The organism is Ectobacillus panaciterrae DSM 19096 (assembly GCF_000430785.1).
GTDB lineage: Bacteria > Bacillota > Bacilli > Bacillales > Bacillaceae_G > Ectobacillus > Ectobacillus panaciterrae.
On sequence record NZ_AUMR01000058.1, the window covers coordinates 1 to 12,107 of the forward strand.

Sequence of the window (12,107 nt, forward strand, 5' to 3'; positions counted from 1 at the left end):
TATGCCAAATAAAGGATAAGGAAAGTATGCCAAATAAAGGATAAGGAAAGTATGCCAAATAAAGGATAAGGAAAGTATGCCAAATAAAGGATAAGAAAAGCATGCTAATAGAAGCAAATAATATCTACTGCCTTCTTTATGCACCTCACACTGAAATTCAAAAGGGATTCTTGAAGTGGGAGCTGTAATTCTCGCTGTTGATAAGCAACGGGTGACGAAAGTAAACGCAAGATTCTTTGAGATTCAATATACGTATGAAGCAGAACCGTCTCAAAGAAAATTAAAAACGACCTTTTTCGAATCAATGACGGAAAAAGGTCGTTTTCTCATGTTATCTTTATTATTTGCTATACAAGTTCTTTAAGTTTGTTTTTATCCTTTTTTGAAAACCAAGTGTATTGCAAGAGCTTGCTTATAAACACATTTATAAGAAATCCTATGTAAATAAAGATAATCGGCATTAATGGCAGGGTATATCGATCATATGCAAAGTAATAGTTATTTAAAAGTGTAAAGTATATTAAAATTAGGATTGTAAAAATGATTTCATTTCTTCTTTTACCTATAAGCGAAGCTAGGAGCATACTAATTTCTGCTGTTTTAATTAAGTATCCACTCACAGCATTAATAGTTTCTTTGTTTATTTGGAAAATGGTTATTGGATAAAACTGTGACTGCCATTGAAGTTTTGTTTTAGCTACCAGCAAGCTGTAAAGATAAGTCTTAGGACTTTGGCTAATCCATTCATGAATACGCTCTTTTGCTTTTTCTTCCTCTGCTTTAAGTATATAATAAGCATCTTCGCCTGCATGTTCTTGATCAATTGTCTTTAAGATTTCGTTTAAGGAGCCAGATGGATAGCCAACTCCTTGAAAGGTGCCTAATAAAAGAGGGTCGCCAGCTCCGCCGGATAAGGGAATAAATTCTTTGAAATGAATGTAATTTCTTATCCACCATGGTCCTAACACCAAGATTAACGCTATAGCTGCTATGCCGATTTGTTTAAACATTAATTTTATCGGGTACTTTTTGAAAATGAAATAAATGAATAATAATATAGGATACAATGCTATAGTCGGTCGCAGATACAAACTTGAGAAATAAAATAATAATACTAAGAAAAATGATTTCCAATCTTGCTTCTCAGCTAATCTAATTGAGAAATAAAATAAGAAAATCGAAAATGCAGTATAAGGTGCTTCTGTTAGGAGTAAATTGTCAATTACTACTTGAGGAATAAATATAGCGAGCATAAAACTTGCTATTAGCCCAACATAACCATTAAATATTTGCTTTCCAAGTTTATACGTTCCAAAAACTGATAATAATCCGTTCATAACCATAAATATTTTAGCTGCATATACTCCCAATGTCCCTTTTCCAAAAATACTGAATACCAATGACAGCATGAGTGTAAAGCCAGGCATTATATGTACCGTAGGAGCATTGGGGTCATGATAGATTAACATTCTCTTTTCAAGAAATATGTAAGCACTTCTTCTATACCCTTCATCATCACTATTTATATTAAGGGTTAAACCATACTTATGTAATGCTAATAGCCTTAAAAAAGCTGCGATAAACAATATAATGAGAAGAGCTATATTTTTCTTATTACTAAAAATCGGATAACGATTCGTCATTCTTGTCTCCTTTCATAAATGCGAAAAATATGTATAGAAATAATTATTTTTGTATAATAGCTTCCTCCTTTATTATACGCCAAAACTTCGTGGCGGCAGCGCCGAATGATCTCTTCCCACTATAAAAAGACGGTTTTTTATTCACGTGTATATAGTCGGCTTTTTCTCTCTGTTTATCGCGTCTATTTTCTTGATATAACACCAACTTTATTACGCATATAAAATCGCTCCTATTTCTTGGAAAGTTTGGTCGCTTACCATTATAACAGGAACGATTTTATTTTTGTATATGAGCTAAAACAAAGGGGTATCCTAAAAGATTAGCGCTGTGCTAACCTTTTGGGATACCCTCATTGTTTAAAATACTTTAGTTGTCCAAGATTCACAATTCCAAATATCTGTCACAACATCTTGATAAAATTCCGGTTCATGGCAGATAATAAGAACGCTTCCCTTGTATGCTTGCAGGGCGCGCTTCAATTCATCTTTAGCGTCCACGTCTAAGTGGTTGGTAGGCTCGTCCAGCACAAGTATATTCGTTTCGCGGTTAATGAGTTTACATAAACGCACCTTTGCTTTCTCTCCGCCGCTCAGCACTTCTACTTTACTTTCAATATGCTTCGTTGTTAAACCGCATTTTGCGAGTGCTGCGCGTACTTCGTATTGCGTAAAGGATGGGAATTCCTTCCATAATTCTTCGATGCATGTATTGTAGTTTGCTTCTTTTACTTCTTGTTCAAAGTAGCCGATATTCAAGTGATCTCCGCGCTGTACAGTTCCAGAGATTGGATTGATTTCGCCTAGAATACTCTTAAGCAATGTCGTTTTACCGATACCGTTCGCACCCATCAGCGCAATCTTTTGTCCGCGCTCCATGCGAAGGTCCAGAGGCTTAGATAACGGGCTGTCATAGCCGATTACTAAGTCAGTGGCTTCAAAAATCAGCTTGCCGGATGTGCGGGCGTCTTTAAAGCGAAACTCCGGCTTCGGCTTTTCTTTCGCAAGCTCGATAATGTCCATCTTATCCAGCTTCTTCTGACGTGACATCGCCATGTTGCGCGTAGATACGCGGGCTTTGTTTCGCGCTACGAAATCCTTTAATTCGGAAATTTCCTGCTGCTGCTTTTTGTAGGCTGCTTCGAGCTGTTGTTTCTTTACTTCATATATTTGCATAAAGTTGTCATAATCGCCTACATAGCGGTTCAATTCTTGATTTTCCATATGGTAAATCAAATTGATTACGCTGTTTAAGAACGGAATATCATGGGAAATAAGAATAAAGGCATTCTCGTAATCCTGCAAATAACGCTTCAGCCATTCAATATGCTTTTCGTCCAAATAGTTAGTAGGCTCGTCCAATAAAAGAATATCAGGCTTTTCAAGCAAAAGCTTCGCAAGCAATACCTTTGTACGCTGACCGCCGCTCAAATCATGAACATCACGATCTAAGCCAATATCGTCTAGGCCAAGACCGCGCGCAATTTCTTCTACTTTTGAATCAATGATATAGAAGTCATTGTTTGTCAGTATATCTTGGATTGTCCCTACATCTTCAAGCATTTTCTCAAGTTCTTCAGGCGTCGCTTCACCCATTTTTTCATAAATGCCGTTCATTTCTGCTTCCATATTGAATAGATACTGGAACGCACCCTTCAATGCATCGCGGATTGTCATGCCTTTTGCCAGTACGGCATGCTGGTCAAGGTAGCCGACACGCATGTTTTTAGACCATTCTACCTTGCCCTCATCCGGCTCAAGCTTACCTGTAATGATGTTCATAAATGTGGATTTTCCCTCGCCGTTTGCGCCGATTAATCCGATGTGCTCCCCTTTTAAAAGACGGAAGGACACGTTATTGAAAATCGCGCGGTCTCCAAAGCCGTGGCTTAAGTTGCTTACTGTTAGAATACTCATATGTTTATGCACCTTTTTCTTTATAGTAAAGTTTATGAAACTGTAAGATTGGCATTATAAAAGAAAGCTCCAAAAAGAGCACTCCCTTATAGATTATAGCGAAGTTGGATACAGGATTAAAGAGGGCTCGATTGGAAATTATATGTTTCTATTTTGTGTGAAAGAATTATATATAAATGCAACTATATACAAGTGAATAAAAAAATCATCTTTTTATAGTGGGGCGAGAGCATCCGGCGACGTGCAGAAGCGGTCAAACCCTTGGTCCATGCAAGGGTAAACTAGAGAGAGGAAGTAAGTGCCAATGCCGTTTTGTTCGAAATAGCAAATGAAAACGTCGAAATTATAAAATATTTATATATATAAAAATCGACATGAACTTTTCTTTTAGGGGGAGAGATCATCTGGCTAAGCGTAGAAGCGGTCAAACCCTTTTCGTGGCCCATGTAGAGGTAAACCATAGAGAGGGAGTGAGCGCAGTTTCCCTTTTGTTTAATTTGGCAAACGATAGATATGTCGGAATAACAAAGTGGACTTATATAGCTGAGAAAACCACAGAGGCTTGCCCTGTAGGAAGTCAGATTACCAAATGTTTCAATGGAGGAATAAAAGAGAATTAATAAGTACAGCTGCTGAAAAAGATATAATACAGGTTTTTTAAAAGGAAGGAAGAACAGTCTTAAACCTTACAGCTTCAATCATTTCTCTTATCGCTTTAGTGAAGGGGATTTTTCTATATAAATATAATTCCTCTGCTTGATAATGGTATTATTTCCCGAAGGTAAAGCGTGTGATATTTTCCTTATAAGAGAAGCAGTGGCAGGGTAAAAGATGATAAAATAAAAGAATAGCCATTTTGTTAGGGACAAAAATAATTTCATTATTTCATATAAGAGGGAGATATGAAGTGAATAACAATTCCACTCACATGATCGATTATTCATTAATTTCACAGGATAGTTTAATTTTAGAGCACTATGGATTAAATGAGCTGAACTTTGAATCCGTCAAAAGCTATCGGCAAAGGTTTGCAGCTGTAAAGCCCGATCATCCGTGGAACGGACTGGAGATGAAGGAATTTCTTTATAAGATCGGCGCTTGGGGAAAGATGCGCAACACAAGCAAGGAAGGATTAACACTGGCCGGACTGTTGATGTTCAGCGAGGAAAGAATGATTACAGAAGTTTTGCCGCAATACTTTCTTGAGTATCGGGAAAACTTGGAGGATATAATAAGTGCGGAATGGTCGCACCGTTTTACTTCTCAAGATGGTACATGGTCCGGCAATGTGTACGACTTTTATTTCCGAACGATGGAGCGTGTAACGGGTGATATATCCGGACATAGGAATGAAGATTGGATTCGTTCCAGCTTACATGAAGCGGTCATAAATGCGATTGTGCATGCTGATTACTACGGTGAAGGCGGTATTGTCATTGAGAAAGATAAAAATACATTTCGTTTCGCTAATCCCGGTCTGCTGCGTACATCGGTTGAGCAGGTATTCGAGGGAGGCATCAGCAACTTACGCAATCCTAATGTATTTAAAATGTTCATTTTAATTGATTTGTGTAAACGCGCTGGATCTGGTGTGCGCAATATAGAAACAGCTTCCAAGCATTTGCAGTGGGACATGCCAAGCTTCATACAAGATAGTGAGAGTGACCGGACAATTTTAACGCTGCGTGTAAAATCTTTCAGGAGCGAGGATCCAGCGGCAGAAATAGAACTAGATGAGGCTGCGGAAGAGATATTTTTAGAAGAAATGGAGCTAGAATCGAACTCCTATAATAAAAATCCGAACTCCGTAAATAACGAAAACGACTCCATGAATAACGGAATAGACTCCTATAATAACGGTAATAACTCCTTGAATAACGAACCAAGCTCCTATAATAGTGACATTAACTCCGTAAATAGCGAAGAGAACTCCTATAATAACGGTAATAACTCCGTAAATAACGAAACAGAGAATGGTGTCGAATCATTTGTTTTGGAGGAAGAGGAGTATATGCAGCCTGAAGCAGTATATACAGAATCAGAAGTACAGGAAGAGGATATGGAAGAAGTGTTATGGAGAATTGCTGAGCTGGCGCGAAAGAAAAAGCGTCTTAGCCCGAGTGTTATGGAAGAGATTATTTTACAGCTATGTGCGCAGCGGCCTCTTATGCTAAAGGAATTCGCTTACTTATTAGAGAGAACACCGGACGGACTTAGAAATAATTATTTGGCAAAGCTTTTGGATAAGGGGAAAATTCGATTAAAATACCCCGATCAAGTTAACCATCCAAAGCAAGCCTATTTGATTATGAAGTAAAGAGGGGGGTGAAACCCTCTTTTCTTGTATTTCCCGGGAATTGGAAGAAGGAGGAATAATGATGACTGTCTGGAAACCGGAATATGTAGTAACAGAAGGTTTAGCCCGCAGTTTAATAGAGAAGCAGTTTCCTACACTGTCACCTGTTTCTCTGTATGCTTTAGGAGAAGGATTTGATAATACTGTCTATTGTGTTAATAAACAATTCGTGTTCCGGTTCCCAAGGCGTGAAATTGCAGTTCGTTTACTACAGACAGAAGGTAGCATCTTGCCATCCCTTGTTCCGATTTTGCCGCTCCCCATTCCTGAACCAATCTATTTCGGCGGGGCGAATTCGGATTACCCTTGGTCTTTTATCGGATATAAAGCGGTAAAGGGTAAGACAGTTATGCATCTTACACCATTACAGCGGAAGGGAATGACAAAGCCGCTCGCCGTTTTTTTGCGCAAGCTGCATAGCTTCCCTGTATCGAAAGCAAAGAAACTGGGTGTGCCCTATGATGAATTGGACCGTTTACATATAGCAAAGCGGAAGCCTATATTAGAAGAACAAGTGAAGCAAATTATGGATTTACAGCTGTATGATAATAGGCAGGTTCTGCGAGAGTATATTTTAGAGCTGCGCAGCTGCGAAAATATATCCCAGGAAACACTCGTCCACGGTGACCTTCACATCCGTAATGTAGTAGCAGACGAAGAAGGGAGCCTGGCCGGTGTAATAGACTGGGGAGATGTGCATATCGGAAATCGTGCTGTGGATTTAGCAGCTGTTTACAGCTTGCTGCTGCCGGGGGATCGGCAGCATTTTTATGGGATATATGGAGAAGTCGAAACGCAAGAGAAGGAACTTGCGAGATTTCGCGCTGTTTTTACGAATACAGTGCTTCTTCTATATGGGTACGACAAGAAAGATACAGCGCTTGTCAAACTGGCACAAGAGAGTTTGCAGCTTGCATTGGCGGAGGCTGTCTAAAAAGGCAAAAGAAATCATTCTTTTGCCTTTTTCATTTGCAGTAATGAATTGGGATTGGATAGTATGATATGTTGATGGAAGCAATTCTCGTTTTAGCGGTTCTCGGCCAGCAGTATAAGCTGCGTTCGGTAAATTCATATGCTCATACGGAGCCGCTTGTGTCTTTGCGAGTAAAGGATGGATTGAAGCTGCAGATCTCGCGGCGTATTACATAAAATATATGATGAAGGAGGAGGTGGCTTAGATGAATAGGTTTGCTTCATTTGGAAGAAAAGCATTATATGTGTTGGGCGCTTTTTTTTCTCTTAGCTTTATATAGTACATTAATTGACTTATCCCTTATCATTCGCCTTAAAACAGACATTGCGTTTATAAGCGTCGTTATTGCTGCTTCTATTATAATAGGAGCTGTATTAGCGGCGGCTGTTTGTATTACAAATCACTGGATTAACAATCGGACGTTTTTGGCTATTCTAATTACAATTGCATTCTTGCTGCGCCTCGGCTGGATTCTTTGGATACCTACACCTGTTCAATCTGATTTTGCAGAAATGTACCAAGGTGCGGTGCAAGCCGCAAAAGGAGATTTCAGCTTCAGCAAAAATCCATATTTTAGCGCATGGGTGTATCAGCTTGGTTTTACGATGTATGAAGCATTGATTGTGCGTGTATTCGGAGAAGGCTTGTTCATTCTGAAACTGTTGAATGTTTTGTATTGCACAGGAACTGTATTTCTTGTTTATCAAATTGCCGCTCGCTTGTTTAACGAGTCTTCTGCAAGAATGGCGGGCGTTATATATGCTGTGTATACGCCAAGTATTCTTATGTGCTCCGTTTTAACGAATGAGCATATTGCCCATTTTTTGTTCTACCTTGGATTTTATCTTCTGATTCGAAAAGGATTCCATTGGCAAACGTGGCTGTATACAGGAATTCTCCTAGCTTTAGGAGATATCATGAGGCCTCTTGGCAGCTTTATCTTACTGGCATTAGGGCTGTATCTGTTTTTTTTGTTTCTGCGAAACGGAAAAAGAGCAAAGTTGCAAATTGCCGGCGGATTTGCAGGTATTCTTGCAGTATTTTACATCGTTCATTACATAGTAAGCTATGGGTTTATAGCAGCTGGAGTGACACAGTATCCATTATCAAACCGAGATCCGTTATGGAAATTTGTACTGGGATTCAATCATGAAACGAATGGACAATATTCCGCAAAGGATGAAGCATACATTGCGCAGTTTCCGATAGGCGAACAGCGCATGGAAGCAGAACGACAACTGATTCAAGAGCGCCTCAGTGATACTGGAAAAACAGCTGCTTTGTTTAAGGAGAAATTCAAGATTATGTGGGGGGCAAATGATGCGGCAGTGTATTGGAGTCTTGGCGCAATCGAAAGACCGAATGTAAAGGACATTCTGTTTAAGACAGAGCGAGTCTTTTACAGCAGTATGTTATTATTCGCAGCGGCCGGACTCTTTTTTATGATAAGAAAAAGCGAGAATGACCTGTCTGTATTCTTTTTGCTTCTAGTGTTAGGCTATGCAGCTGTGCACTTGCTGATTGAAATTCAAACGCGCTATCGCCCTTTTATTATTCCATCGTTTGCGGTCTTTCAGGGGTACGGAATTTTTATAGTATTTACGCATTTATGGAATAAATATAAAAGAACATAAAGGGGACACGAGGCTGTCCCCTTTTCATTTTCGTCTAAAACAACTAATATAAAATGAGTAATTGCGGCAAAGATGAGAAGAACATGTGACCGCAGGAGGATGGAATATGATGAATACGAATATGTTGGCAATTGCTTCCGAATTGACGGCAATGCTTGAGGAAGCAAATGTTCCATATGAATTTACAGAAGCAGCTTCGCTGCAGCTGCAAGGGGTAGAAATGAGCGGGGCGTTCCCGATTACCGTTAATGTCCAGTGGGACTTGTTTGAGAAAGTATATGATTTGCTCCAGCAGTATGCTCCTTCTCCTATCGAGCGAACAGCGGTGCAGGCAAGTTTTAAGTTTTCTCAAGATAGCATAGATGTACACATTTATTGTTACTTTAATACAACGATTCGAACGAATCCCTATCGTACCATGGTCCAAAAAGGAGAGAACTCTTTTTGGTGCTGTTCGTTGTATGCGTACTTATATTTCCCGGAGGATGAAAGGTATGCGGCGCAAATCCGTGCAGCACTTCTTAAGGAGCAGCAGGAGCTGACTGCGCAAAATGAACAAGCTTGGAATCAAAATAACTATACAGCGCTTATAAATCGATACGGAGAACCGGCAGAAATCGCGAAGAAAATCAAGCAAAACCCGGAGTGGCGTCTGCACCCATTCTATAAGTATGTGAAGGATGCTGCAGGTAAGAAAGTGATGCACCTTATGGGATCGAACGGTGTGAAGGCAGTCGCGTTATCTCTTTTGGGCGCGGATGTAACCGTTGCGGATTTTTCTCATGAAAACGCGATGTTTGCAAATGAACTTGCAAAAGAGGCTGATGTTGCTGTTTCCTATATTATTTCAGACGTCCTTTCCTTATCGGAAAAGGTTACGCATGAACAGTATGATATTGTGCTGATGGAGCTCGGTGTTTTGCATTATTTTATTGATTTACAGCCGCTCTTTCGTATTGTAAAACGGCTGCTTCGTCCGGGCGGCCGCTTTATTCTTCATGAATTCCATCCCATTTCCACGAAGCTTATTACATCGACTGGGAAAAAGCATAAAGTAACGGGAAATTACTTCAATCCTTCTATTGAAAGAGGGGAAGTCGCGTTCTCCAAGCATATGCCTGAAAAGGAATCGCTTGCGAAGGTTGTACAGAGGAAATGGACAATAGGCGAGCTTGTGACGTCTATAGTACAGGAAGGTCTTGTCATACAAGTGTTGGAGGAGGAGCCGAACCACAAAATGCATGACATCGGCTTGCCTAAAACATTTACAATAGTAGCGGAAAAGAAATAGAGAGGATGTTTCTATGAGTAAAACAGTTGTATTGGCGGAAAAACCGTCTGTAGCTCGAGATATCGCCCGTGTTTTGAAGTGCGGGAAAAAAGGAAATGGTTATTTAGAGGGAGATCAATATATCGTAACATGGGCGCTTGGGCATTTGGTGACCCTTGCAGATCCCGAGGCGTACGACGATAAATATAAAGCGTGGAAGCTTGAAGATTTACCGATGCTTCCATCCCATTTGAAACTTGTGGTAATTAAGCAGACAGGCAAGCAGTTTCAGGCAGTAAAATCGCAATTAAACCGCAAAGATGTAAAAGATGTTGTTATTGCGACAGACGCCGGGCGTGAAGGCGAGCTAGTAGCACGCTGGATTTTAGAAAAGGTGCAAGTGAAAAAGCCGCTCAAGCGCCTTTGGATTTCTTCTGTTACAGATAAAGCAATTCAAGAAGGCTTCCGCAAATTGCGTGACGGCAAAGAGTATGAAAATCTGTACGCATCTGCGGTGGCGCGTGCAGAGGCAGACTGGTTTGTAGGAATTAATGCGACGCGTGCGCTTACTTGCAAGCATAATGCACAGTTGTCATGCGGCCGGGTACAAACGCCGACACTTGCAATCATCGCCAAGCGCGAAGAGGAGATTAAAAACTTTCAGCCAAAGTCATTCTATGGTGTAACAGCGGTTGGAAAGAACATAAAATTCGTTTGGCAAGATGTGAAAACGAAGGATGTAAGAACGTTCTCAAAGGAAACGAGCGACGCTGTCCTAAAAGCAGTTCGCAATCAAAAAGCGAAAATTACAGAGGTGCAAAAAGCGCATAAAAAAACATATGCTCCTCAGCTATATGATTTAACAGAATTACAGCGAGATGCTAACCGCATTTTTGGTTATTCCGCGAAAGAAACATTATCCATTATGCAAAAGCTGTATGAGCATCATAAGATAGTGACCTATCCGCGAACAGATTCTCGTTACCTTTCTACAGATATGGTAGATACATTGAAGGACCGCATCGCAGCATGTAACGTAAAACCTTATGCGAGAATGGCTTCTAAGCTGCTGCAAAAGCCGATTAAAGCGAGTAAATCATTTGTAGATAATAGTAAAGTATCAGACCACCACGCTATTATCCCTACGGAAGAATCTGTTTTGTTGAGTTCATTGAGCGATAAAGAGAGAAAGATTTATGATCTTGTCGTAAAACGCTTTTTAGCTGTTTTATCTCCTGCCTTTGAGTTTGAACAAGTGACAATTCGCGCAAGCATTGGGAACGAGTCCTTTATGGCAAAGGGAAAAACGATCTTATCCCAAGGCTGGAAAGAAGTGTATGATAACCACTTTGAGGATGAAGAGCGCGATGATGTATCAGATCAAGTGCTTCCTGCAATTGAACAAGGAGAAGAAATCGCTATTTTAAATGTGATGCAAACGAAGGGTGAAACGAAGCCGCCGGAGCTGTTTAGCGAAGGAACGCTTCTGTCTGCGATGGAAAATCCAGCGAAATATATGGCAAATGAAAGCAAGGACCTTATCCAAACCATCGGAAAAACAGGCGGCCTGGGTACAGTTGCGACACGTGCTGATATTATCGAAAAGCTGTTCAACAGCTTCTTAATCGAGAAAAAAGGCAAGCATATTCATATTACCTCAAAAGGCAAGCAGCTATTGGAGCTTGTACCGGAGGACTTGAAATCGCCGGCTCTTACGGCAGAGTGGGAGCAAAAGCTTGAAGCGATAGCAAAAGGCAAGCTGCGCAAGGAGATTTTCTTAACAGAAATTCGTTCATATGCCAAAACAGCAGTGCATGAAGTTAAAAACAGTGAGCAAAAATTCAAGCATGACAACGTCACGACAACAAGATGCCCGGAATGCGACAAGCCGATGCTAGAAGTAAACGGCAAGAAAGGGCGCATGCTTGTATGTCAGGACAGAGAGTGCGGTCATCGCAAAACGCTTGCGAAGCTGACAAACGCAAGGTGCCCGAACTGTCATAAGAAAATGGAGCTGCGCGGGCAAGGAGAAGGACAAATCTTCGCATGCAGCTGCGGTCACCGCGAAAAGATGTCTGTCTTCCAAGAGCGGAGAAACAAATCCAAGCAAGGAAATGTATCTAAGCGCGATGTGGCAAAATATTTGAAACAGCAGGACGATGAACCAATCAACACAGCGCTGGCAGACGCACTTGCTAAGCTGAAACTGAAGAAGTAAGGAAGCCAATACGGTTGCGGTATATAATAAAAGGAAGCTGAATCAATCAGCTTCCTTTTGTTATATGAAGTTTACAGAATCCTTCCATAAATAGAAAAA

At 40.5% G+C, this 12,107-nt stretch carries 9 protein-coding genes; 7 read left to right on the plus strand and 2 right to left on the minus strand.

Annotated features, from left to right (window positions below):
• Positions 1 to 175 precede the first annotated feature (175 nt).
• Entirely contained in the window at positions 176 to 364 is a 189-nt protein-coding gene (locus tag H540_RS0114615) for a hypothetical protein (RefSeq protein WP_028401304.1), read from the plus strand.
• Here the strand turns inward: H540_RS0114615 and H540_RS0114620 are convergent.
• Together H540_RS0114620 and H540_RS0114630 are read right to left on the minus strand one after the other, a co-directional pair.
• Positions 348 to 1,643 carry an ArnT family glycosyltransferase gene (locus H540_RS0114620; RefSeq protein ID WP_028401305.1) on the minus strand — a complete coding sequence of 432 codons (1,296 nt, stop codon included), beginning with the start codon at positions 1,641 to 1,643 and terminating at the stop codon, positions 348 to 350. The genes H540_RS0114615 and H540_RS0114620 overlap by 17 nt on opposite strands.
• A gap of 357 nt (positions 1,644 to 2,000) precedes the next feature.
• Positions 2,001 to 3,557, minus strand: a complete 1,557-nt coding sequence (locus tag H540_RS0114630; RefSeq protein WP_028401306.1) for an ABC-F family ATP-binding cassette domain-containing protein — start codon at positions 3,555 to 3,557, stop codon at positions 2,001 to 2,003.
• Positions 3,558 to 4,464: 907 nt separating this feature from the next.
• Between H540_RS0114630 and H540_RS0114635 the strand changes: the two genes are divergently transcribed.
• The 6 genes from H540_RS0114635 (at position 4,465) to H540_RS0114660 (ending at position 12,008) form a co-directional block, all read left to right on the plus strand.
• Positions 4,465 to 5,874 (plus strand): ATP-binding protein, encoded by a 1,410-nt coding sequence (locus tag H540_RS0114635; protein WP_028401307.1) that lies wholly within the window; start codon positions 4,465 to 4,467, stop codon positions 5,872 to 5,874.
• A 61-nt stretch (positions 5,875 to 5,935) separates the two neighbouring features.
• On the plus strand, positions 5,936 to 6,847 hold the full coding sequence (locus H540_RS0114640; RefSeq protein WP_425388123.1) for a phosphotransferase: 912 nt from the start codon (positions 5,936 to 5,938) through the stop codon (positions 6,845 to 6,847).
• A gap of 68 nt (positions 6,848 to 6,915) precedes the next feature.
• A complete protein-coding gene (locus tag H540_RS33225; protein WP_155891030.1) occupies positions 6,916 to 7,062 on the plus strand; it encodes a hypothetical protein in 147 nt (48 codons plus the stop codon).
• 66 nt (positions 7,063 to 7,128) lie between these two features.
• Positions 7,129 to 8,520: an ArnT family glycosyltransferase gene (locus tag H540_RS0114650; RefSeq protein ID WP_155891031.1), complete on the plus strand. Its 1,392-nt coding sequence runs from the start codon at positions 7,129 to 7,131 to the stop codon at positions 8,518 to 8,520.
• Between the two features lie 106 nt (positions 8,521 to 8,626).
• Positions 8,627 to 9,811, plus strand: coding sequence for a class I SAM-dependent methyltransferase (locus H540_RS0114655; protein ID WP_245592250.1), 1,185 nt, complete (start codon positions 8,627 to 8,629; stop codon positions 9,809 to 9,811).
• A gap of 13 nt (positions 9,812 to 9,824) precedes the next feature.
• Positions 9,825 to 12,008, plus strand: coding sequence for a DNA topoisomerase III (locus H540_RS0114660; protein WP_028401311.1), 2,184 nt, complete (start codon positions 9,825 to 9,827; stop codon positions 12,006 to 12,008).
• The last annotated feature ends 99 nt before the right edge of the window (positions 12,009 to 12,107 follow it).